Genomic DNA, 24,751 nt, shown 5'->3' with positions numbered 1-24,751 from the left:
TAAAAGGTTAAGTATAATCGACAAAAAGGATAAAAATGGCTAAAGCAAAAACTATTTTTGAATGTCAAGCGTGCGGAAATCAGCAAAGTAAATGGGTAGGCAAGTGCCCTGAATGTGGCTCTTGGGATAGTTTTTTAGAGCTTAGCAAGACCCAGATTAAGGTACTGGATGAAATTTCAAAAACATCAAATTCTCCAGCTCTAGCAAAAGAGATAAAAGATATAAAGATAGAGCAAATTTCACGCATAAGCACTCAGGATAAAGAGCTTGATTTAGTGCTTGGCGGAGGCGTCGTGGAGGGTTCTTTAGTGCTAATCGGAGGAAGTCCAGGCATAGGCAAATCAACGCTTCTTTTAAAAATAGCTTCAAATTTAGCCTCTCAAAATAAAAAGACTCTTTACGTAAGCGGCGAAGAGAGCGCAAGTCAGATAAAAATCAGAGCCGATAGGTTAAATGCCGTAAAGGACGGGCTTTTTCTGCTCACTGAAATTTTACTTGAAAACATTATGGCCGAAATCAGAAAAAATGATTACAAGGTACTTGTCATAGACTCGATACAAACACTATACTCCGAAAAGATCGCCTCGGCTCCGGGCTCCGTATCGCAAGTGCGCGAGATAACTTTTGAGCTAATGCGCCTAGCCAAAAACGAAAACATTTGCGTTTTTATCATCGGACACATCACCAAGGACGGCTCCATAGCAGGTCCTAGAATTTTAGAGCATATGGTTGATGTCGTGCTTTATTTTGAAGGCGATGCAAGCAGAGAGCTTAGGATACTAAGAGGGTTTAAAAACCGATTTGGCTCAACTAGCGAAGTCGGGATTTTTGAGATGAGTCCTCAGGGATTAATCAGCGCAAACGATATCTCAAGCAAATTTTTTACGCGAGGAAAAGCGGTTAGCGGCTCGGCAATAACTATCATAATGGAGGGTTCGCGCGCACTAAGCGTTGAAATTCAAGCCTTGGTATGCGAAAGCAGCTATCCTAAACGAAGTAGCACAGGCTATGAAAAAAATCGCCTCGATATGCTTTTAGCGCTACTTGAGCGAAAGCTAGAAATTCCGCTTGGGCATTACGATGTATTTATAAACGTTTCAGGCGGAGTTAAAGTAAGTGAAACGGCAGCGGATTTGGCGGTAATAGCGGCTATCATAAGCAGCTTTAAAAATCGTCCGATCAGCAAAGAGAGCGTATTTATAGGAGAACTTAGTCTAAACGGCGAAATAAGGGAGGTTTTTAACTTAGATCAACGACTCAAAGAGGCAAAAACACAAAAATTTAAAAACGCCATCATTCCTTCAAAACCGCTTGATAATCAAGGTCTTAAATGCTTCACAACAAGCGACATCACACAGGTTTTGGAGTGGATGTAAAGATATCAACAAAGACTGTAAAACCATTTAGAAATAAAGTTTAGGCATCCGGTTGATTTTTTATCTCCTCGGCTCTTCTTATAGCGCTTTGCTTTTGCAGATTGTCTTTGTAAATTTTAAAGATATGATCTTCTAAAACAACTATCTGAAAAGTTCCTTCAAAAACCTTTATATCTTTAGTTCTTCCAACTACTCTTACTTCACGTTTCTTACTCTCGCCAAAGTGCGCGTGAGCATCAAATTCTATCATCTCGTTAAGTCTGGTCGGGGCATAGAAGTGAATTTTAGCTCCTATCATCACGCTGTGAGTTTCATTTACGGAAGCAAGTGCCGCATAACTAGCCGCAGAGAATACAAATCCGCCATGTATAAGCCCTTCACTGTCCGCCACCATTTCGCTACTAGCGAAAAAATTCGTCTTAGCGTGATTTGGCTCAAGCGCCGTAACCGTTCCGCTTAAATTTAGCTTGATATTTGGAGATGTTTTAAGCTCATTACGAAACGGGTTTTCATCCTCGGGCAGTATTACGCTTTCTTGCACACTGTCATCAAATATATTTTCACTCATACTTTTCCTTAAATTCCAAGTTTTAGATATACTCTTTTTGGCGCAGGATACCCTTCGATAGTCAAATTCGGATCGTTTTCATCTAAGAAATTTTCCAAACTCTGACCCAAAATCCAATCCGTCTTTCTCTGCTCGCTAAAATCAGTATCCTTTGTAGCTAAAATTTCAATATCCTTAAATTTAGCTCTTTCGCACCAACCCGTTAGCGCATCTATAGTCGGCACAAAATATATGTTTGGTATCTTTGAATATGTCTTTTTAGGGCTCAGCGCAAATTCGCCGCGCATATCTATATACATCGTATCTAAAAACACCTCGCCGCCTTTATTTAGCGAGCCTTTTAGCTCTTTTAGCATTTTTACCGGATCGCTTCTATGATAAAGCACTCCCAAGCAAAAAAGCGTGTCAAATTTATGCTCATAATACGGCAAATGCTCAACTCCAAGCAGCTCATAATCAATACTCGAACGCACAAAACGATTGATAAATTTAAACTGCATAAACGTATTTATACTAGGGTCAAAACCAATCAATTTTTTCGGCTTAAAAGGTAGCATCTTAAATAGGTAATAGCCGTTATTGCACCCTATGTCGCCTACGATTTTGCCCTCTAAATTCATATGTGGCTTTAAGATGTTAAATTTCACAAAACTTCGCCACTCAGAGTCGATAAAAATATCATCTATCTTAAACGGACCCTTGCGCCACGAGCGTAAATTTAGCGCCATATCCAAGATATCGGCACGCTCGCTTTCATTTAAATTTGAGCGAATTTCTACACAATCGCCGAAATTTAGTTCGCTTTCACGCTCTTTCATATCACAAATTCGCTTCCAAATTTCAGCGTTTGTTTTGCTATGAAGCTCTTTTAGGCGTAAATTTCTGATTTCGTCTAAGTTCATTTTGGCCAATCGACTATATTTTTCGGGCAATCCTTGCGGTAAGTGCCCGTAGCGTCATAATACTCTTTACAATCATTATAATAATTCGTAGAAACTCCGCGCTCATTTACGAACAAGCACCCACCAAACAAAATTCCAACCGATATCAAAAGCAAAATTTGTCTCATAAGGCTCATCTATTAAAACTTATTTAAAAAATTTCGCGTATTTTTTCTTCATGTATTCAATTACTTCGATGACTTCATCAACACCTTCAGCCTCACTTCCCTCAAGCGCATCCTCAATGCACTCTATATAAGTTTCGGCTGCATCTTGCAAGCACTCTTTTTTCACGCCCGCGTAGTAAAGCATGCCCTCAAGCATGACCGAAAGTTCGTAACTTAACTCATCTATACTTAGCTCTTCTTCTCTCATTTTTGCTCCTTTTGCATAGTTTTTTTAGTTATCAGATCAACCATCTGCGCCTTGATATTTTCATAATTAAAGCTATCTTTAAACGCAGCAAACAGCCCGCCGCTAGCGTTTATATGTCCACCGCCATTTACCAGATGCTTTGCCATCGCGCTTACATCAACCTTGCCGTTAGCTCTGAAACTTAGCGTTTTTTTACTCGTAACATCAATGAAAAAATCAATATCATCATTTGCAACCAAAAAATCATTGCCTATCACGGAAGTATTTCCGATATTATAGGTTAAAATTCCTCTAAATTCGTTGTAGTTAATCGTAAATTTTTCTTTGTTTTCGCTTAGTAACTTCACAACATAGCTTGATATAAGGTTACTTAGCGTGTCGTCTTTGTCCGCTCTAAAAAACTCTTTTTTAAACCCAAACACAGCCTCGTCAAGTCCGATATAGTCGTTTTTGTCATTAAAAAACTCTCTTGCTCTTGAGATAAGGTAGCTTATATACTCAAAGCTTGCTTGCTCAAACATCACTTTATTTATCTCTTTTGCATTTGAAACAAGTCCCAAGCAGACCTTGCCCATCTCAAAATTTTCATCATCCTTAAGCCATATATCAACGGCATTTACAACGTCGCTAAATTTCTTAAGACTCTCGTCAACTCCGTAAATTCCTGCAAAAAAATCATGCGTTATCTTAGTGGCGCACCTTGAGCTATCAAGGAAATACCAGCTAAATTTGCTCGCGCACTCCGCTCCGCTTTGGTGATGATCAAGCAAGATCAACTTGGCGTTTTTACCGTCAAGCGCTTTTTCGAATTCTTCGCATTGAGTAACGGTTAAATTTAAATCCGTTATCAAAATAATCGCTTCTTCGTCATTCAAATTATCCAAAATTTCACTAAATTTCTCATCGATCTCACGCCCGTAGTTTGAGTTATAAAATTTCACATCTTTAAAATAGTGCGCCGTGATAGTCTGCGCGCCGTATCCGTCAAGATCGGTGTGAGAGAGGTGGTGTATCGTCATCTTTTTCCTTTATAAATTTTCAATCTCAATCGTGCCAAGCGTTTCAAAAGGCGTATTTGGCGCAACCTCGGCGAAGCTAAGCACCACGATATCTATGCCAAAATTTGTGCAGATATCGGCTATAAATTTTCTAAGACTTGGCTCAACGCAAAGCACCATAGCTCCGTGCTCAGAAAGCGCACGTCTAGTCCTTGCGTCTCTGAGGGCTTGAACGATAGCCGAAGTTTGAGCGACATTTATCATCAAATGATAAGCTCCGTCTTTATATTGCACGGCGTCTATTAACTTTTGCTGTGCAGAAGCTTCAACGATATAAAAATTTAGTCGTCCGCTCTCATCTACATACATCGAAGTTATCGCGCGAGCCAAATTTGAGCGCACATGCTCGATGATCATGTCGATATTTTTGCTAACCTCGACGATATCACTAAGAGATTCAAGTATACTAAGCATATCTTTTATTGGAATCGAGTCTTTTAAAAGAGCTTTTAAAACCTTTTGTATAAGCCCGATAGGCGCTATTCTAAGCGTATCTTCAACGATAACAGGATACTCTTTTTTAAGCTTGTCAAGTAGGTTTTGCACCTCTTGACGAGTTAAAAGCTCGGCTGAATTTTGCTTGATAAGCTCGCTCATATGCGTTGATATCACGCTTGCAGGATCAACTATCGTATATCCGCTTAAGATAGCGTCTTCCTTCACGCTTGAATCAATCCACAGCGCATCAAGCCCAAATGCAGGCTCTTTAGTAGCGATTCCTTCGATAGTATCGCTAACCAGTCCGCTATCCATAGCTAGAAATTTATCCGCGTAAATTTCACCCTGACCTATCACGATGCCCTTTAGCTTAAAGCGATACTCGTTTGGCGGAAGCTGAAGATTATCTCTTATACGAATTTTTGGCATTAAAAAGCCAAGCTGGGTAGCGATATTACGCCGCATAGCACGAATTCTCTCTATCAGATCGTTATCGGCTAGTTTTAGCAATCCATAACCAAGATCAAGCTCTAAAATTTCAAGCTTTAATATATCATTTATCTTCGCTTCCTCTTCGCGCGCTATCTCCTCATCGCTCTTTTTAGGAATTTTTTGAGTAGCGGCTTGCTGAGCGTTTTGCTCTTGGGTAGCCTGTGTTTTTGAAGCCGGCAAGATAGAAATTTTACCCTCTTGCGTCTGCTTCATAATGTATCCGATACCCAAAAAAAGCAGTCCCATAAAGCCAAGCGAAAGCGTAGGAAGTCCCGGAACCAAAGCAAACATAAACAGTATAAAGCCAACAATCAGCAAGGTTTTGTATTCGCCCAAAAGTTGAGTTAGCACTCCCTCTGCGAAATTTTCTTCATCTTTACTAGCTCTGGTTATGATGATAGCGGTTGCGGTTGATGTGATGAGTCCCGGAATTTGACTTACAAGCCCGTCTCCTATGGTAAGTATCGTATATGTCTGAGCTGCGCTTGCCATGTCCATATCATGCTGAAAAGCTCCGATTAAAAAGCCGCCGATGATATTTATAAGAGTTATGATAATGCCCGCTACGGCGTCGCCCTTTATAAATTTAGACGAACCGTCCATCGCTCCGTAGAAATTCGCTTCGGCGATTATGGATTCGCGCCTTTCGCGCGCTGTTTTTTCATCGATAAGTCCCGCGTTAAGATCGGCATCTATAGCCATCTGCTTGCCGGGCATCGCATCAAGAGTAAAGCGAGCCTGCACTTCCGAAACGCGAGTAGAGCCCTTAGTAACGACCATAAAATTTATAAGCACTAAAATAGTAAAAACGATAATACCGATTACGTAGTTGCCGCCTACGACAAACTGCCCGAAGCTTGAAATAATCTCGCTAACCGCGTCAGGACCGTTGTGTCCTTCGCTTAATATCATTCTTGTCGTTGCGATATTTAAAGAAAGCCGAAAGAGCGTAACGATAAGAATTAGCGTCGGAAAGGTGCTAAGGTCGGTGGGTTTTGGTATATAAACCGAGATTAAAATTATCAAAACCGAGATAGATAGCGAAAGCGCAAGGAAAAAATCAAGCACCGCACTTGGAAGTGGAACTATGATAATAGCTAAAATCGCCATTATCACGCCTACGATCGCTAGGCCCTTAAGCCTTAATATAGGCTCGATAAACGGCGCAACTAAAGTTATGATATTACGTTTTTTTTGAGCCAAGGCTACTTCTTAATGATATGTGACAGTTTTATCGTGTCTAAAAAATCATCGATTTGAATTTGAAGAGTGTTAAACGTCGACCAAATTTTACACATAGCGCCTTGATTACTAGGGCAATCCTCAAGCGACGAAGAGCACTCAAATACTGCCGTTTTGCGCTTTTCCGCGCTTTCAAATATACGCTTAATGCTTATATTTTCAGGAGCATCGGCTAGCAAAAAGCCTCCGTTTGCGCCTTTAAAAGATATCAAAATTTTCTCTCTGGCAAGCCCTTGTAAAATTTTTGCCAAAAAACTTTTTGAAATTCCAAGCTCATTTGACATCGTATCGACATCCACGGGAGAGTCCTTTTGAGAGATGTATATAAGCGAGAGCAAAGCGTATTCGCTGGCTTTTGTAAAAAGCACAAATTCTCCTTTTTTGGTTGTATTTTATAAAAAACTATCTGCAAATTTGATTAAATAGTAATTTTTGAGATATTTTAGCAAATTTTTAAATTTTATGATATAATCGGCTTTTTTAATTTCACCAATCAGGAGGTCATTATGGCTTTGGATTCGGCTAAAAAAGCAGAAATAGTTGCGAAATTCGCTAGAAAAGAAAACGACACAGGTTCGCCTGAGGTTCAAATAGCACTCTTAAGTGCGAGAATTGCTGAGCTTACAGAGCACTTGAAAGTATTTAAGAAGGATTTTTCTTCAAGACTTGGTCTTTTAAAACTAGTCGGTCGCAGAAAACGTCTTTTAAAATATCTTAAAAACAAAGACTATACAGCGTATTCAAAACTTATCGCTGAGCTTAATTTAAGAGATAAATAATTAATAAGCCCTTTTTAAAGGGCTTATCTTGCTTCAATTTAAAAATTACAAAATATCAAATTCAAATAACACGAGCAAAACTTAATTTCAAAGATAAATTAGCCTTAATATTGTATTATTTCACAAACAATCTCTACAAATAAGGACACTTAATTGTTCGGATATATTAGATTTATACTGGCTTATATGGTACTTCTTTCTCACATGAATTATAAATTTTTAGGGCACAATATCGGGGTATTTGCAGTTGTATTTTTCTATATCCTAGCAGGTCTTGTTACATCAAAAGTATTTATCAAAATAGCACCAAAAAATTCTCAGATTAGTTATTTTATCAAAGATAGATTTTTGCGTATATATCCTACATATCTATTTGCACTTTTAATTACGATTTTATTTTTTTGCGCAACTGGCTATCTTGAGCCAAATTTTAGCTTTAAAAATTTATTTTATCACTTAAGTATTATCCCGTTAAATTATTTTTTCTGGCTTGATGTGCAAGTCTTTAATGCTCCTATAGGATTAAATTTCCTAATTCCTCCTGCATGGTCGCTAGGAGCGGAGCTTCAAGCATACTGCCTTCTTGTGATAGCAATTAAATTTAAAAGACTTGGGTTTATGCTAGCCTTTATATCTTTCATTGTTTTTTGCGTAGCAAATTTAGGCTATATAGACTCAGATATCTATGGATATAGAACCGTTTGCGGTGTATTTTTTATATTTTATACAGGCTTTTTAATATTCCAAAGAGAGTATAAAGCTCTGGCACTTTTTTATATTGGCATAATTTTACTGCTTATGTTTTTGATCTATAAAAATAGATTTGGAATTTTTAGTGTAGAGATCGTTACTGGATACCTGCTTGGGGTTTTACTTGTGCTAACTCATGAAAAATTTAAACTCAAACTAAAATTTAATGAAATTTTAGGTTCACTTTCATACTCGATTTTTATCTCTCATTTTATGTTTATTTGGACTAGTGAATATATATTAGGTGTGCATAATTTATATTTTATCACACTTGGATCAATTGTATTTGGACTTATAAACTACTATTTAATAGAAAATAGGGTAAATAAAACAAGATTTCACAATAAATAAAAGGCTTAATAGCTTATTCTAAAAAACAATAAGATACTATCTTATCCAATACATATCTTGATCGTATATACAAAACAAGCTATAGATACTAATTTCATTTGCTCAAATACCAGTTCTTTTATTTTATAATATTTTACTTACTTGTCTTTTTTAAGCATGTATATAGGTTTTAACATACTTGTAGCAAACAAATTATAGACAAAATAAACTATACAGAACAAATTAAAGATTGGATAGTTTTACTCAAAAATAATACAATAAAATATACTAATATAAAATTAAAAAATATTTTGGTATCAAGTTGTTTTAGAGTATAAAATTGAAGCTAAAATAAAAAGCCCTCTCGCGAAGAGAGAGCTTATAAAAGTTTTAAGTTTATAAATTTATAAACTTATTGTTGAACACTGATACTATTAGCAGCTTGAGTATCAGTAAGAGTGATTGTACTATTAGGAACGCCGACCAACTCTACAACAGTATCTTGCTCACCGTCTTGGAATACAAATACGCTGTCATGGATAGAGCTTCCATAGTTACCGTCATTGTTGCCGTCATATCTAAACATGACTGTAGCACCTGTTCCGTCATAGTATTTAGCCAAATAAGCCAACGCATCTTTTAAGTTAGAAGCATTGATTTTAACCTCTGTACCGGCTGAAGCGACTGTATGTGCATCAACAGTATTATAGTTTGACTGAAGTCCTGTGTTGTTTTCAGCTGCTGTTAAGCTCTTGAATGTAACAAGACCTGCAGCTTCAACACTATGACCCATAATACCACCAACGTCATTACCGTTTAGAGTATGAGTTCCAGCAGCTGCAGCTTCATTGCCTGCAAATTTAGTTGCGTCAAATTTAACTTTAAGTTTAAGCACATCACCGCCTGCAGTAGCTCCTGTGTCATCAGCAGCGGCAGGAAGAGCTGCGTTTGCTGCTGTAACCGAGTCAAACATATAGATCTTATCCCAAGAGTCTATCTTAGAATCGCCCATAGCTATGGTTACTACGTCTGTTTTGCCATCATAGTCACCTGCTATTAGAGCTGCACCATCTATCTTATCATGAACTTTATGTTGCAATACTGCTACATCAGCACCTTCACCGCCTTTTATAAGATCGTTACCGTTACCACCTACTACGGCATCATTGCCTTCGCCGCCTGAGAAATTAACAGCTGAAGCAGCTTTCGTGCTTAGATAAACGTCATTTCCTGCTTTACCGTCAAAAGTTTCTGCATTTGCAGCTTCATTGATAAATAAGTTAGCGTTAGCATCAGTATCTCCTACTGCAGCTAGCTTACTTGCACCATCTAATGTAGCAGAAGCTGTTTTTAGAGTATCGCCTTCCCACTCTAATTGAAGCCCTTTACCGCCTTCACCGACTGCTATCCACTGTTTTACAGCCGCATTAGCCAAAACATCATCACCTGCAGCATGTATAAATACCATACCGGCATCACCTGTCTTTGTTACAGTCGTAGAAGACGTTCCTGCGTCGGTTCCAGAAGCTGCACCTGTGTAGTTGATTGCACCCTCAAAGAAATCGGCACTTGATAAATTAATGTTATCTACATAGATATCATTTCCTTTACCCAAAACGATAGTATCATTTCCTGCTAGTGCATTTACTAAATCATTGCCGTCACCAGTAATAACCTTGTTGTTTCCTTGGTCAGCGAAAATAAGATTTAGTCCGTTACCAACTTTAATATTATCGTCTTTATTGTTACCGGTAATTCTGTTATTACCATTGCCGGCTTCATAATTTACACCTGTACCGTTTGAAGTATAACCACTAAAGATGTTTCCTGTCCAAGCACCTGTTTTATCACTAGTTGCATCGCCAAGATTTACAGTAGCGCCATTGCCTAAGGCTTTAACGTGAGCTATAAAGTTGCCACCGACTTTAGTAGCATCAACCTTAGTAACGTTATCTCTAGTGCCTGCGCCTGAAACCACATTAAGATCAATGTTAGCTTGAGCTTCAACAGTTAATGTGCTCATAGTATCGGCAAAGATATTGTGGATAGTTGTTTTTGTATTTGAATAGTCTTTTACACCCTTACCGTTTTTAACTTCGCCTGGATGAGTTGCAATATCATCGCCTTTTAGTTTATAGTATTCGTCTTTTACAACTATGCTAATCTCTTTAGAACCATGAGCTGTGATTTGACCTATATCATAAGTCTCTGCACCTCTAAATACCTTATCAAGGCTTGAGTTGATGTTGATATCAAGTTTTTCAGCCTTGTTATTTGTAAGAGTAACGCCATTAAATACTTGAGCCTTATCTTCATCATCATAGAAGAACCCAGCATTAGTAGTTGCTCCATTTTTATCATCTTTATCTAAATCACCGAAGAAGTTAAGAGCATTTAGCTTACTTCCGTCAATAGTAATGATGTCTGTTACAGTTACACTGCCTGGAGCAATACCAAATGGCTCAGGAGTAATAGGCGAGTTGTCATTAGCAGCAGGTTGATTTTGATCAACAGCTTTATCTGACATAATAACAAGTTTTTCTACTTCAGCTTTAGCCATATTTAGCTTAACATTTTCTGTAGCAACGATATGAAGCTCTTCAATACCTGAAATGTCTAAAGTGCTATCTTTACTAAATGCCGCTCTAACCACGTCGTGTCCGCCTGCATCAGAAATTTTATCACCACTATCAAAGTCGTTAAGGTTATTAAATGTAAGGATATCATCACCTTTACCTAGCTTAATATCTTGAGCTATTATCTTGTCTGTATGAGTCTTATATGAGCCCTCACCAACTTGAAGTCTTAGATTGCTTGCTTGCGCACTACCGTCTATAACTTTAGATAGCAATTGGTTTTTGACAGTATACTCTTGACCCGCTTTTCCGCCTTTTAGAGTGATTGTCTCTTTGTGATCAGCAAATCTATCAAGCCCCACTATATTTGTTTCGGTATCTTGATCGTCAATAGTTATACTTTCTACTCCAGCTGCTATTACGTCATAGTTAAACACTTTTTGAGTATTGTTTGCATTTCTAACAGTTAAGCTAAGAGTATCTTGATCTCCTTTTGCATCTTTTAAGATAGCAGTAAGCTTTAGATCAACTTGATCTACAACACCTGTACTTTTATTTACAGTGTCGTTTTCGTTAATCATTGCGTCAACAGAGTGCTCTATAACTATATTACCGCTTTCTGCAAGAGCTTTTTTGATGTTTTTAAGTTCAAATTCAGCAGCAGCGTTAGCAGCCATATTTTCATTTCTTACTAAAACACCTGCTAATGCATCATCTTTAAACGCATCTAAATCAGCTTTTGCTGCAGTAGTTGTTTGAGTTCTAAGCTCTAAATTCTCTATATTTGTTATAGAAGGAAGGTCTTTTGTGTCTATATTGGTGCTAACTAAAACAAGTTTGTCATTTCCACCATTTCCGTTAATCTTAGTCTTTTCTGTAGGGGCTGCTTTAGAGTAGAATACATCATCAGCTCCTCCGCCTATAATTTCTATAGGAATCACTGTGCCTGAAGCAAATGGATTTGTAGACGGGTCAATTACAGTTGTAAGATCAAGAGTAAGTTTGCCGTTAAAGCCGCTTGCATCTATTTTGTCAAGACCTGTAGTAGCAACAGCGTTCAAACCACCATCTTCAAGTTTAAGGAATTGATCAAGACCAGTAGCTGCTGTGGCAGGATTCGTAAGCTTAGCTATAGTTAGATTACCACTACCTTTTATAGTAAGCTCTTTTAGTTGGTTTAGAGTAAGTTCGTTTAATTTAACTCCCGCTTTAGAAATTAAAGCAAGCTTCTCATAACCCTCTTTATCGCCTGTTCCTTCATTGCTTGTTTGTACAACTTTATCCGCAAGAACATTATGTAGTTCTAGTAGTCCCGAATCTTCAGCTCCAGCTAAAACACCTTGCTTAAAATCTAGAGTAACATTACTTGTTGCTTTAGATGCATTTGCTACTCTCATGCCGTCAAGTTTTTGACCTATGTTTGTTACTTTTACTTGATCGTCTGTAAGTTTTGTTATCTTATCAATATTTACTTTATTTACAGAGTCAGCATATCTTAGATCCATTTCCTTAGAGTTACCGGTAAATTGGATATTTACGTTTTGTATATTATGAATTTGTGGTGTTCTTACTCCGCCATCGCCCTCATCAGCATTAATCTGACCCATCTCTACATTGAGAGTATTGTCTGTTCTGCCTGCTGTACCGGTTAGAATATCTTCGTCTTGTAGAGATTTAATTCTATCTGTTCCTGCAGGATTGTATGTCATAGGGGCATTAAACACGTTTGCAGTAGCCTTGTCTGTGCCAGCTGTAAGAGTGAAAGTTTCACCCGGATTAACAGGAGTAGAGATCCAATCACTGCTTGTATCCATAGCAGCATCAGGAATAGTATCCACGAAAGCTTTAGCCGCAGGAACGGTAGAAGCATCGTGAGTAACCATATTTAATGCATCAACAAATGGCTTAAGATCAGCTGCTGAAGCCGATGCTACATTTTGTACTTTGCCAGCTGTATAATCAGAGATAGCTACCTTATTATTAAATAGGTCTTGCGCTTGACCGGCATTTTTAGGATCTACAGCAGCCTTAAGAAGCTCAGAAGCTATAAATCCGCGTGAATTTCCAGCATTTAATGCATCAACCCAGAATTTAATACCTGCTGCATCCTCTACAACAGTTTTATTTAGGGTATTTTTATAGATATGCTCTATAAATTTTTGGTTGTCATCCATAGATGTACCAAAATATGTCTTAGCAGCAGCAGTATCTAGCATCATTTGCGCTGCAACCGCCATGTCTGACTGTGCTTGCCAGTATTTGTTTCCCGAACCTTCAGATGCTCTACCAAATAGAGTAACATAAAGTTGAGAAACTTGTGTTTGTGTTAAAGCCATAAGGACTCCTTATAAAATAAAATTTGGTAGTTGTAAAGACCATGTCTAGTAGAACCAACCGAGACAGGGTAATCGCAGATGAGCCTACTAGATTTGCTCTCTGTGCTACCTACTATCGATAGTACTTTTACAAATACTTAAAGCTATTATAACACAAAAACTTATAAAATAGTTTAATTTTGAATTAAAAGTAACGTAAATTCAATATAAAGTATCAAAAATTTAATATATTTTTTAATTACTTTGGCACTTTTTAATTTTATATTCAGAATAAAGTATTAAAATTGCGTCTTTAGATAAATTTTAAATTTTTACAAGAAAGACAAAGGAAATTATGGGAAGAAAACCGAGAGAGATATCATCGGGGGTTGTTCTGATAAAACAGAGCGGTGATTTTTGCCAAAATGATGATGAAGTAAAGATATATAAAACAAAACTTTTAGATATAGCAGATCGTTGCGATACTAAAATTTATGGATACTATATAGGAAAAAACAATGTAATACTATATATAGAAAGTAAAGATATAGTTAAATTTATGCAAATTTTAAATAGCTCTTTTGTAAGAGAGAGAAATAAAAATAGAGAGAATAAAGACGAAAACGGAAAGATAGATAGATACAGTGTAACATTGGTTGGAGATAACGAAAAAGACGATATAGCTAAATTTATAGAGCAAAACGGCGGAACGATTTTTGTAAAAAGTAGCAAAAGTATAAGCATAGATAAAAAACACAATATAAAAAATATCAAAAAAAGGAAGAACGTGAATATAGTAGCTTTAAACTCAGAAGAGCACAAAGACTTAAGATATGTAGGAGGAGATATACCAAATACTCCGGTAGCTAAAATAACAGCAACAGAGATGAAAAAATGCGCTGAAAATTTCTGTATAGTATTTACAAACGAAGTAGTACCTACTATGGTAGTTCTTTTAGGGCAAACCAATAATGTCATGATAGATGAAAATTTCAAAGGATATGTCCCAGCTAGCCTTAAAAACTATCCTTTTTTATTGGGTAATGCTGACGGCAAAAAGGTTCTTTGCGTAGATATGGACTCAAACCAATTAACAAAGAGCGACGAGGGTGAAATTTTATTTGACCAAGAAGAAAATAGAAGCGAATTTTTAAAAAGAGTTATAGCCGCACTTAAAAACTATGATGCGGATTTTGCAAGAACACAAAGCATGATGCAAGAGCTTAAAAAATCGGGTATATTGGTAGAAAAAGAGCTAAATTTAAAAGTAGCAGATGAAGAGTATGTGCTTATAAAAGGATTTTGCATAGTAAGCAAGGCTAAATTAAACGAACTGGATGATAAAACTCTTGCGATGTTTGTAAGAAACGGATATATGGATCTTATCAATATCCATTTAAGCAGCCTTTCAAATTTTCAAACTCTTGCTACAAGGATACTTGAAAAATGAAAGGTAAAAAAGAAAATGAACTAAAAAGCATACTTTTAAAATCAAAAAGGTGCCTTATATATGCGGGCATCTTTAGTATGTTTGTAAATATCTTGATGCTTACGCCGCCTTTGTATATGCTTCAGCTTTACGGGCGCGTAGTTACGTCAAGAAGCCTTGATACGCTTACTATGATTACGCTTATAGTGGTGTTTTTGTTTGTTACGATGGGTGCGTTTGAGATATTAAGATCAAGAGTGCTGATAGTCTTTGCAAATCAGATAGATAGAAATTTGTCGGGCAGAATTTATGACGCTATATTTAAGCTAGCCGCAAAAAATCCGTCAAAGACTACATCGCAGGCAATGAGGGATCTAAACACTATCAAGCAATATCTAAGCGCAAACGGAGTATTTGCATTCCTTGATGCGCCTTGGATGCCTATATATATCGGCATACTTTTTTTGTTCCATCCTATGTATGGCTGGTTTAGTATATTTGCGGCAATTTGTCTTTTTATACTAGCGCTTCTTAACGAAAAGGCTACAAAAGACGGTCTTAAAAACTCAAATGATAGCTACTCTAAAGAGATGAGATTTGTTGATCTAAACCTAAGAAATTCAGAGACCATACAAGCTATGGGTATGAATAAAAATTTAAGAAAAATTTGGGAAGCCAAACACGACGAGTTTTTAAATTCTCACTCGGAAGCCAGTGCAATGGCCGGAATTTATGCAAACATCAGTAAAACAGCACGCGTAACATTCCAGTCCTTGATGCTGGGTCTTGGTGCCTATCTGGTTGTAAAAAATGAACTAACTCCGGGCATGATGATAGCAGGTTCTATCATCATGGGTAGAGCCCTTGCTCCGCTTGATATACTAATAGCCAGCTGGAAAAACTACAAAGGCGCAAAAGAAAGCTATGAAAGGCTAGATAAATTCTTAACCGAATTTCCGGCTGAAAGCAACAAAACAAGACTTCCTGATCCGAGCGGATATATAGAATGTCAAGGTATCTCGGTGCTTCCTCCTAACTCAAAAAATCTCTCTTTGATAGATGTAAGCTTTGGCTTAAATGCAGGAGATATGTGTGCCATCATAGGACCAAGTGCTGCAGGAAAAAGCTCATTAGCGCGCGCCGTGCTTGGTGTATGGCCTTTGTTTAAAGGCACTGTAAGGATAGACGGAGCCGATATAAACCACTACGACAGTGATCATCTTGGAGAATTCGTAGGATACTTGCCTCAAGATATAGAGCTGTTTGAAGGAACAGTTGCTGAAAATATAGCAAGATTCGGCGAGCTTGACTCAGAAGAGATAATCAAAGCAGCAAAAATGGCAAACGTCCATGAGATGATACTAAATTTACCGGACGGATATGATACCAGACTAATAGGCGGAGGCTCGGGATTAAGTGGTGGACAAAGACAGAGAATCGCGCTTGCAAGAGCTTTTTATAAATCACCAAAGATAATAATACTGGATGAACCAAACGCTAGCTTGGATGAAGCTGGAGAAAGAGCGCTTCAGCAATCGCTTCTAAATATGAAAGGAAAGGCTACGATAATACTCATAACTCACAAGCTAAATATACTTGGCATAGTTGACAAGATAGCAGTACTTGCCGGCGGCAAGCTAGCTTATTTTGGCGCAAGAGATGCAGTCTTAAGAGAGCTTACCAAAAATCAAGCCCAAGTTAGACAAGAGGCAAAACCTGAATCCATAGAGGAGAGCAAATGATACTATCTGACGAAAGAGGAACGATTAGAGCTGGTTTAGTCGTTATATTTTTGCTTGTCGTGGTTTTTGGTGGCTGGGCCGCACTTGCTCCGCTTAAAAATGCTGCCGTTGCAGTAGGCAAGGTAAGCGTGGTCAACGATAAAAAGGTAGTACAGCACTTAGAAGGTGGCGTGATAGATAAAATTCACGTTAAAGACGGAGACAAGGTAAAAGCAGGAGATGTGCTAATAGAGATAAAAAACGCAAGACTTCAAGCCGAACTTGAGATAGCCCAGAGTGAATTTTTACAAAATAGCGTGGTAGAAGCTAGGCTAATAGCTCAAAGAGATGATGAAAAGGAGATAAAATTTAGCGATGAAGTAAGAGGCATGAAGGGATTTGAAGAGGCTGCAAAAGGTCAAATAAGCATATTTAAAGAGCAAAAAAAGTTGCTTGAAGACGAAAAAGAAATTTTAAATCAGCGAATAACTCAACTTCGTAAGCAGATCGACAGCTTAAATGCTATTATCGCCTCAAAAAAGCTAAGATCAAATTCTCTTGAAGAGGAGATAAAAGAGTGGGAGAGGCTTTATAAAGAGCAATTAAGCGACAAGATAAGACTAAGGGATTCTAAACGCGAAAAAGTTGCGGTTGATGGCGAAATCGCTTCAAGTGTAGCAGATATCGCAAGGCTAAATGTGCAGATAACCGAGACAAAATCTCAAATCATTTTAAGAGAGAGGACATTCAAGGAAGACGTATTAAAAAAGCTTGAAGACGTTAAAAAAGTTATAACCGATCTTAGATCAAGATATATCGCACTTAACGATCAGCTAGACAGAACTATGATAAAAGCGCCAATCGGCGGTACCGTAGTAGGGATGACAGCTCATACTATAGGCGGAGTTGTCAGATCAGGAGAGGTTATAATGAATATAGTGCCTGATAGCAGCGAATATCTAGTGGATGCAAAGATGAATTTGACGGATATAGATAAGGTTACGATAGGATTAATTGCAGATGTAAGATTTAGCGCATTTGAACTCCAACAAGCTCATGTAATAGAGGGCGAAGTGATATATATCTCTGCTGATAGCTTGCAAGATAACCAAGGGCATCAGTTTTACGAGATAAAGATAAAGCTTACAGAAGATGGCATAAAAGAGCTTGAAAGAAATAAATTCTTTTTAATTCCCGGTATGCCGGCAGAAGTAATGGTAAGAACGGGTGATAGAACCGTCTTAAGCTATATCTTAAACCCATTTATAGATATGTTTCAAAGGGCTTTCAATGAAGATTAAAATTTTAGCCTTTTTAGGTTTGCCTACACTAATTTTAGCAGAGAGCATAAGTCTCTCGCAGGCATACCATATGGCGCTTGAAAACGATCAGGAGTATAGATATTATATATATACGAATTTAGCTACGGCAGAGAGGTATAAACAAAGCGTTTCGCAGCTATTTCCTACCGTATCCGCAGATGCAAGCTACAGAGGAGACAAGTATGATAGATACAAAAAAGAGGTTGATGAAAGCTATAGAAGCTATGGAGTTACACTTAGACAGCAAATTTTTCAACCCTCTTTATACTATCAAAAAGATCAAGAAGTTTTAAGAAAAGAAGAAAGCAGGCTAAATTTAGAATTAAACAGGCAAGAGCTTGCCAAACGTGTTGCAAAAGCTTATTTTGATCTTGTTTATACAAGCGAGAATTTAAAACTAGCTCAAAGCTACAACGAGGCGAATAAAGCAAGACTTGAGCAGATGGAAAAATCTTTATCCTTGGGTCTTACGAACAAAATGGATATGCTTGAATCAAAAGTAAGATATGACGAGTCTATACTTGGGGTAAGCAAGGCTCAAAGAGACATAGATATAGCAAGAATCGCCCTTAATAAACTAATAGGAAAAGATGTAGAAGTAAAAAATCATCTTGCAAATTTGGATATAAATTTCTTTAAAAATATCGCTGTAGCTAAATTTAACGACACAAACAAAAACATACAATATCAGCAAAGCCTAATAGGAACCCAGATAGCTGAAAAAGAGTACTCAAAGAGAAAGAGCGAACATCTTCCGACGGTTGATTTTTCTATAGGATACTCAAAAAACGACTATATAGATAATAAAAATTTTGGAGACAAAGAAAACCGTGTGGAAACAATGATAAGGCTTAGTATCCCTATCTTTTCAAGCGGTCTTACGACATATAGGGCTCAAGAAGCCGAATTGCTACGACAAGCAAGCATCGCAAGGCAAAACGATATCCAAAAGAGCGTTGATATCTCGCAGAGACAAAAGATAAGCGACTTTCAAAACTACATACAAGAGTATGATATAGTCTTGCAATCTCTTGAAAATGCTAAAATTTACGAACATTCCATCGAAAGAGGATATCAAGAAGGCTTGAGAAATATAGTTGATTTGCTTGATGCTAAAGCAAGAGTGCATAAGATCAGAAATGACGCTCTTACAACCGCTTACAATGTAGTATCTTTATATCTTGAGCTTGAAAGTTTAGTAAACAATATCACTTCTGAAAGCATGAATAACCTTGAAAATGCTTTCAAATAGAGTTTTTTAGACTCAAAAATAGATCAGAGTGTGCTTTAGCCGATTTTGCCCAAGTAAAATTCTTGCAAAATTCCAGTCCACACTCTGCAAGTTTTATTTGCTTATCTTTATCAGTAAGTAAATTTAGCATTTTTTCTTTTAGATCTACTTCATTCAATGTATCGAAAAAAACAGCATTAGAACTATAGATTTCTCTAAAAACTTCTATATCAGAAAGCATCACCGGACATCCGCAAGCCATCGCTTCAAGCGGAGGGATACCAAATCCTTCATAAACGGAAGGATAGACAAAAACGGTTGCGGCACTATAAAGAGTGGCTAAACTCTCATCATCTATATAACCTAGAAATTTGATATTTGAATTTTGCTTGATCAGGTTATGAATTTCAGAATTCTCCCATCCTTTTGCGCCTACTATAACCAGATCAAATTTATTCTGCAAATCTTCATCTAAAAGATTGTAAGACTTAATAAGCGTTTTTAAATTCTTTCTTGGCTCGATTGAACCGACAAACAAAATAAACTCTTTTTTTAAATCAAGCTCATCTTTTAAGCTTGTTTGAGCAATTTTATCTCTTTTATAAAATACGTTTTCATCATAGCCGTTATATATAACCTCTACATCCTTGCTATCTATTTCAAGAGTAGCAACTATCTCTTTTTTAATAAAATTTGAAACAGTTATGATTTTATCGGCTTTTGAAATATTTTTCACAAAAAATTTATCAAAAAATTCAATTCTATCTTTTGGATGAAACTCTTTATGCTTGATAAAAGCAAGATCATGTATGGCAACTACTATAAATTTTGCATTTACGTCAAGCGGTATAAAATTTGGCTGAAAATATATATCAAATTCGCACTCTTTTAGTCTATATTCGTTTAATTTTTTTAGCACGACTCTCGCGGCGGTCTTAAACCATGTCGGAAAAAAAATAAAAATAGCTTTTAAGGCTCTTGTAATTTTTTTTCTATATAAATCTTTTACAGACAAAGCATCTTGCTTCTTAGGCAAAATGATCTCTTGCGATATAAAACCGTAATTAAAATAAGCATCAAATTTATCCTTATCAAGACCTCTTAAAACCTCATAAGCATATCTTCCTACACCAGACAAAGAAGAAAGTAGCGACTTTGTATCAACTAAAATTTTAGCTTTCATACATCCACTTTAAAATCTCTTTTATATCGCTTTTACAAATATTTATACCAAGCTCTTTTAGTCTTGAAATATCGGCTAGTAAAATTTCAGCTTCATCGCTTCTCATAAATTTTGGATTTTGCAGGACATTAATGTTATGTCCTGAAATTTCTTGCATAAACCTTACTATGTCACCCACGCCATAACCGACTCCGGAGCCTATGTTAAAAATTTTATGCTCGCTTTTTGTGTGAAGCAGTTTTTCATAAATTTTAACCACATCCAAAACGCTATTATACTCACGCTTTGGAGTTAAATTTCCTAATTCGATAGTAGATTTTTTTTCTTTAAAATGAGATACTATTTTAGGTATCAAAAAGCTTATAGCTTGCCCTACTCCCGTATAGTTAAATGGACGGGTGATAATGATATCAAGGCTACTTTTTAGAGCCGTTTGCTCCATTTTAAATTTGCTCTTTGCATAAGCCGAAAGTGGATTTGGCTCTAAATTTTCAGATAAAATTTCACTACTTTGCGCCCCATAAACAGAAGCCGAACTTGCCAAAATCACTCTTTTTGGTTTTTTTTCAAGCACCTCTAAACACTCAAGCAAATTCTCGCTTCCACCAACATTAACTTTATCTATAAGATCAAGATCGCTTGGAGCAAAGGATATTGCGGCAAGATGTATAACAAATTCGGGATTTATATGTTCAAGAGCTGTCTTTATGCTCTCTTTATTACATATATCACAATACACAAAGCCTTCTTTTTGTTTTTTTATTGAGGCTTTAATGACTTCATATCCTGATTTTTCTATATAGTGTGATAAATAAAAACCTGTAAAACCATCGGCTCCCGTAATAAAAACTTTAGAACTCAAATCCACGCTCAATCTTTTTAATATCCGCTTTTACCATCATTTTACAAAGCTCTTCAAGTGAAGTTTGCGCCTCCCATCCAAGCTCATTTTTAGCCTTTGTTGCATCGCCTATTAGAAGATCAACTTCAGCAGGTCTATAAAATTCAGGGTTTACTTTTACCAGCACGTTGCCGCTCTTGTCAAGCCCAACTTCACTCTCGCCCTCACCTTCAAATTTAAGCTCTATGTCAAGTGCTTTAAATGTAAGCGATACAAAGTCTCTTACAGTAGTAGTCTTACCTGTTGCAAGCACAAAAGTATCAGGCGTATGGTGCTGTAAAATTTTATACATTCCTTGAACATATTCATAAGCATATCCCCAGTCGCGCTTAGCATCAAGATTTCCAAGCTCTAGTACATTAGCCTTTTTTAACGCTATTTTAGCGGCAGTGTTTGTAATCTTTCTTGTTACAAACTCAAGCCCTCTAAGTGGACTTTCGTGGTTAAATAAAATTCCACTACTTCCAAATATACCGTAGCTTTCCCTATAATTTACCGTTATAAAATGGCCGTAAAGCTTTGCAACTCCATAAGGAGAGCGCGGATAAAACGGAGTATTCTCTCTTTGTGGAACCTCTTGAACTAAACCAAACATCTCAGATGTGCTTGCTTGGTAAAATTTAATATCTTTATCTACTATCCTTACGGCTTCAAGCAAATTTAATACTCCAAGAGCGGTTACATTTGCCGTATGAAAAGGCTCTTTAAAGCTTACACCGACAAAGCTTTGAGCGGCTAGGTTATAAATTTCATGAGGACGAATTTCTGAAACTACACTCAAAATATTAAACGCATCAGTTAAATCCATCTCAACAATTTTTAAATTTTTATTTTCAAGCACTCCAAGCTCTTCAAGTCTCCACAAATTTAAACTAGCCGTTCTCCTACATGTACCATAAACCAAGTATCCAAGCTCTAGCAGATACTTTGCAAGATACGCACCGTCTTGCCCGGTTACACCCGTAATCAAAGCTTTTTTCATTAAAAATCTCCTGTTAAAATTTTATATGCCTGCATAGCACTTTCCTGCCACGAAACAAGTTCAACTCTATCTGATCTAATATGCCTTGACTCCTTAAAATCCTCCAACCATTTGGCTATTATGCCAGCCAAATGCTCATCGCTTGAGAAAAATGTAGCAGAGCCATTTGAAACTTCTTTAAAGACATCAAGATCTCTTGCTATTATAGGAATTTTATGGATCGCCGCTTCAACAAGTGGCAAGCCAAAACCCTCGGCTCTACTTGCGGCTATTAGGCAACTTGAGTTTTTATAAATTTCATCAAGCATCTCATCACTTACAAAATTTAGATAAATTAGCTTATTGTCTTTTTCGTGATGATTTAGCACCATGCTTTTCAAAGAATCGACCATCCAACCCATCTTGCCAACAATAACTAAATTTATATCATAACCTTTTTGCCATAGCATATCAAAAGCTTTAATTGCGGCATCATGCCCCTTTCTTGGCTCAAGTGTGCCTACCATCAAAAATGTAGGCTTTGATGATATCTTTCTTAGAATTTCTTTCGATTTAACATCAAGTCCTAGCGCAGGCAAAGATGATTTAATATCACATCCAAGCTTCATGCTTTTGATTATAGGCGGCATATTTAAATTATTTTCTTTTATATACTTTTTAACTTCTCCCACCACACTTTCTGATATGCAAATAAGTCCATCTGCAAAGCTTGTTATCTCTCTTAACCACAAAACATGGTCTTTGTGTATTTCTGGTGGAAAGAAATGAGGATGAGATATAGGAATATTATCATACACAACAAAAAATACTCTTGCCCCCTTGGCTTTAAATTCTTTATAAATGCCATTTTTATGTGCATTAACAGAGTTTGCCGGTATATAATCAAGCCCATAAAATATATCGCCCTCATGAATATCTACGATCTCATTTTTACAATTTAACTCTTTTAAGCCGTAAATTTTCTTCATGAAGTCTCTTGCGTAAAAATAAGAAGAGTGTTTTTCATCATAATAGACAGGCTCAACTCTATAATCTTTAGTGACTTGTAAAAGCATAAGAAGTTGAGCTCTAACCACTCTTTGAATACCTGTTTTTAAATCATGAGTATATACTGCCGTAATATCAATAAAAATTGTTTTTTGTCTAAAAAGAGGTTTTTTAACTGACGATATGGCCTTTGAAAGCATTATCAAATCACTGTTTGAATCTTTAAAGTCTTTAATCATCTCTTTTAAAATAGGCTTTTTTGCATAAATTTGCTCCACAGTCTCATAATACATTTTGGCACAAATTTGAGGATTGTGAACTTTATCAAGATACTCTTTTGAGTTGCTTGCAAGCTCTTCTCTTAAAGCACGGTCGGTATAAATTTTATTAATTGCTTCAGCAAGCTCATCTATACTAAACTTTTCTTCTATAAAATATGCACTACCTCTTGGAAGGTCTCTCATGGAGCCGTGATTATTTATAATTGTAGGTAAAGAGTAGTTAAAACAATCAAGAACCGCAGCAGAGCTCTCCCCTCTAGAGTCACTTCTTAACTGTATAGCCAAATCGGTAGCGTTTAAATAATCTTTGTAGCTCTCATTGTCACTCCAGCCTACAAATTTAACATTTTCTTGTATTGAATTTTCAGCTACACTGTTTTTTATCATATCCATATAATGATCGCTCGTACTTTGACCAACTATAAGCAATAAAGAGTTATCTTTAACTATTGTATCTAATTTTGAAAATGATTTTACGATCTCCAAAGTAAGCTTTGTAGAGCCTATATATCCAAAAGTTGAGATGATAAATTTATGCTGAGGTAAATTTAGCCTTTTTTTGCTCTCGTTTTTTTCAATACATTTAGTAGGTTTTCTTAATAAAGGAATAAACGAAAAAAAATCATCGTTAGGTCCATAAAGCGAATCAAAAATCCTCTTTGGCTCATTAGAGTGAGTTATTATGCCAAGAGAGTTGTCGATAAGCGATAAATTAGCAGGATAATTTAGTATAGTTTGACCCAGCCCACTCTCTTTAAAAAAATCAAAAATTTTAAATCCGTGTGAGTAATAAAGCTCGTCATAAAATAAGTGTGTATACCGTAGATCCCCAGAATAATAAAGCTGAGACATATAAAAATCATGAAAAACAACAACACCTTCAAACTTTTTTATAATCTCATACATATAAAGATGATAGGATGAACCGCCCATTTGATAGATGATACGATCGAATCTATCGGCATTTTTTAAGAAATAGCCAACTTCTTGTACATCATATATTTTTTTTAAATCTTCTCTTATATTCGATAACTTTTCAACAATTATAGTTATTTGATAATAGTTGACAAGCTCTTCTAGCAACTCTTCACTATAAAGACTTACTCCTGTTTTTTCATTTGGGATTGGAGAAAAAAATGCAAGCATAGGCTTAATATTTAATTCTCTTTCAGTGTTTAGTATTATATCTTCTTGGATTTTTTTGTCTATAAATTCATCATATGAAACAATTGAAATCGAATTTGTATTTTTTAAAAAATATCTTTTTAACTTGTTTATTTCATTGATATCGCTTATATGCAATGTTGGTTCAAATATATACAATTTAAATTTTTTTAGTTTTTTTCTCAAATTTGAAGTATCAACATCTTTATTTGAACATATTAAAAACTCTATATTGCTGCTACTAAAATCTTGAAATTTTGACATGTCTATATCATTTTTAAAGCCTAGATCAATCAAGACAGACCGCATA

The 24,751-nt window shown here is 36.4% G+C and carries 19 protein-coding genes; 7 read left to right on the top strand and 12 right to left on the bottom strand.

All coding sequences use genetic code 11. The features are described from left to right. Positions 1-35: 35 nt before the first annotated feature. A complete protein-coding gene (gene radA, locus CDOM16188_RS01980) occupies positions 36-1,376 on the top strand; it encodes a DNA repair protein RadA (RefSeq protein WP_172197921.1) in 1,341 nt (446 codons plus the stop codon). A gap of 40 nt (positions 1,377-1,416) precedes the next feature. Here the strand turns inward: radA and CDOM16188_RS01975 are convergent, their stop codons facing one another. From CDOM16188_RS01975 to CDOM16188_RS01945, 7 genes are read right to left on the bottom strand one after another with little or no spacing between them, the layout of a single operon-like run. Next, positions 1,417-1,944: a PaaI family thioesterase gene (locus CDOM16188_RS01975; protein ID WP_172197918.1), complete on the bottom strand. Its 528-nt coding sequence runs from the start codon at positions 1,942-1,944 to the stop codon at positions 1,417-1,419. A gap of 8 nt (positions 1,945-1,952) precedes the next feature. Beyond that, complete coding sequence (gene cmoB, locus CDOM16188_RS01970; protein ID WP_172197915.1) at positions 1,953-2,846, bottom strand: tRNA 5-methoxyuridine(34)/uridine 5-oxyacetic acid(34) synthase CmoB; 894 nt, start codon at positions 2,844-2,846, stop codon at positions 1,953-1,955. After that, positions 2,843-3,013, bottom strand: a complete 171-nt coding sequence (locus tag CDOM16188_RS01965) for a hypothetical protein (RefSeq protein WP_172197912.1) — start codon at positions 3,011-3,013, stop codon at positions 2,843-2,845. The genes cmoB and CDOM16188_RS01965 overlap by 4 nt, the downstream gene beginning before the upstream one ends. Before the next feature lie 19 nt (positions 3,014-3,032). Beyond that, positions 3,033-3,260: a hypothetical protein gene (locus tag CDOM16188_RS01960; RefSeq protein ID WP_172197909.1), complete on the bottom strand. Its 228-nt coding sequence runs from the start codon at positions 3,258-3,260 to the stop codon at positions 3,033-3,035. Continuing rightward, positions 3,257-4,279: a DHH family phosphoesterase gene (locus tag CDOM16188_RS01955; protein WP_172197906.1), complete on the bottom strand. Its 1,023-nt coding sequence runs from the start codon at positions 4,277-4,279 to the stop codon at positions 3,257-3,259. Before CDOM16188_RS01955 ends, CDOM16188_RS01960 begins: the two co-directional genes overlap by 4 nt. Before the next feature lie 9 nt (positions 4,280-4,288). Next, positions 4,289-6,451 carry a flagellar biosynthesis protein FlhA gene (gene flhA, locus CDOM16188_RS01950; protein WP_172197903.1) on the bottom strand — a complete coding sequence of 721 codons (2,163 nt, stop codon included), beginning with the start codon at positions 6,449-6,451 and terminating at the stop codon, positions 4,289-4,291. 2 nt (positions 6,452-6,453) lie between these two features. Next, the gene (locus CDOM16188_RS01945; protein WP_172197900.1) at positions 6,454-6,858 is read right to left on the bottom strand and encodes an Rrf2 family transcriptional regulator; all 405 of its coding nucleotides are present in this window, start codon (positions 6,856-6,858) and stop codon (positions 6,454-6,456) included. Positions 6,859-6,996: 138 nt separating this feature from the next. Here CDOM16188_RS01945 and rpsO point away from each other — a divergent pair, with 138 nt between their 5' ends. Then, positions 6,997-7,269 (top strand): 30S ribosomal protein S15, encoded by a 273-nt coding sequence (rpsO, locus tag CDOM16188_RS01940; RefSeq protein ID WP_169942968.1) that lies wholly within the window; start codon positions 6,997-6,999, stop codon positions 7,267-7,269. A 153-nt stretch (positions 7,270-7,422) separates the two neighbouring features. After that, positions 7,423-8,370: an acyltransferase gene (locus tag CDOM16188_RS01935; RefSeq protein WP_172197897.1), complete on the top strand. Its 948-nt coding sequence runs from the start codon at positions 7,423-7,425 to the stop codon at positions 8,368-8,370. Positions 8,371-8,761: 391 nt separating this feature from the next. Here CDOM16188_RS01935 and CDOM16188_RS01930 read toward each other — a convergent pair whose 3' ends face one another. Further along, positions 8,762-13,144: a calcium-binding protein gene (locus CDOM16188_RS01930; protein ID WP_172197894.1), complete on the bottom strand. Its 4,383-nt coding sequence runs from the start codon at positions 13,142-13,144 to the stop codon at positions 8,762-8,764. A gap of 451 nt (positions 13,145-13,595) precedes the next feature. Between CDOM16188_RS01930 and CDOM16188_RS01925 the strand changes: the two genes are divergently transcribed. From CDOM16188_RS01925 to CDOM16188_RS01910, 4 genes are read left to right on the top strand one after another with little or no spacing between them, the layout of a single operon-like run. Then, the gene (locus CDOM16188_RS01925; protein ID WP_172197891.1) at positions 13,596-14,690 is read left to right on the top strand and encodes a SapC family protein; all 1,095 of its coding nucleotides are present in this window, start codon (positions 13,596-13,598) and stop codon (positions 14,688-14,690) included. Continuing rightward, positions 14,687-16,411, top strand: a complete 1,725-nt coding sequence (locus tag CDOM16188_RS01920) for a type I secretion system permease/ATPase (RefSeq protein ID WP_172197888.1) — start codon at positions 14,687-14,689, stop codon at positions 16,409-16,411. The genes CDOM16188_RS01925 and CDOM16188_RS01920 overlap by 4 nt, the downstream gene beginning before the upstream one ends. Continuing rightward, positions 16,408-17,691: an HlyD family type I secretion periplasmic adaptor subunit gene (locus tag CDOM16188_RS01915; protein WP_172197885.1), complete on the top strand. Its 1,284-nt coding sequence runs from the start codon at positions 16,408-16,410 to the stop codon at positions 17,689-17,691. Before CDOM16188_RS01920 ends, CDOM16188_RS01915 begins: the two co-directional genes overlap by 4 nt. Continuing rightward, positions 17,681-18,964, top strand: coding sequence for a TolC family protein (locus CDOM16188_RS01910; protein WP_172197883.1), 1,284 nt, complete (start codon positions 17,681-17,683; stop codon positions 18,962-18,964). Before CDOM16188_RS01915 ends, CDOM16188_RS01910 begins: the two co-directional genes overlap by 11 nt. On the opposite strand, the gene CDOM16188_RS01905 is transcribed toward CDOM16188_RS01910, so the two are convergent. Genes CDOM16188_RS01905 through CDOM16188_RS01890 form a run of 4 tightly spaced genes read right to left on the bottom strand, consistent with a single transcriptional unit; the run spans position 18,957 to position 24,750 of the window. After that, positions 18,957-20,126 (bottom strand): glycosyltransferase family 1 protein, encoded by a 1,170-nt coding sequence (locus CDOM16188_RS01905; RefSeq protein ID WP_172197880.1) that lies wholly within the window; start codon positions 20,124-20,126, stop codon positions 18,957-18,959. The two genes, CDOM16188_RS01910 and CDOM16188_RS01905, sit on opposite strands and share 8 nt — an antisense overlap. Further along, complete coding sequence (locus CDOM16188_RS01900; RefSeq protein WP_172197877.1) at positions 20,116-20,988, bottom strand: NAD-dependent epimerase/dehydratase family protein; 873 nt, start codon at positions 20,986-20,988, stop codon at positions 20,116-20,118. Before CDOM16188_RS01900 ends, CDOM16188_RS01905 begins: the two co-directional genes overlap by 11 nt. Next, the gene (gmd, locus tag CDOM16188_RS01895) at positions 20,978-22,009 is read right to left on the bottom strand and encodes a GDP-mannose 4,6-dehydratase (protein ID WP_172197875.1); all 1,032 of its coding nucleotides are present in this window, start codon (positions 22,007-22,009) and stop codon (positions 20,978-20,980) included. Before gmd ends, CDOM16188_RS01900 begins: the two co-directional genes overlap by 11 nt. After that, a complete protein-coding gene (locus CDOM16188_RS01890) occupies positions 22,009-24,750 on the bottom strand; it encodes a glycosyltransferase (RefSeq protein ID WP_172197872.1) in 2,742 nt (913 codons plus the stop codon). Before CDOM16188_RS01890 ends, gmd begins: the two co-directional genes overlap by 1 nt. Position 24,751 lies beyond the last annotated feature (1 nt).

It is taken from the genome of Campylobacter sp. RM16188 (assembly GCF_012978795.1).
Classification (GTDB): Bacteria; Campylobacterota; Campylobacteria; order Campylobacterales; family Campylobacteraceae; genus Campylobacter_A; species Campylobacter_A canis.
This window is presented reverse-complemented; position numbering and strand designations above follow the sequence as displayed.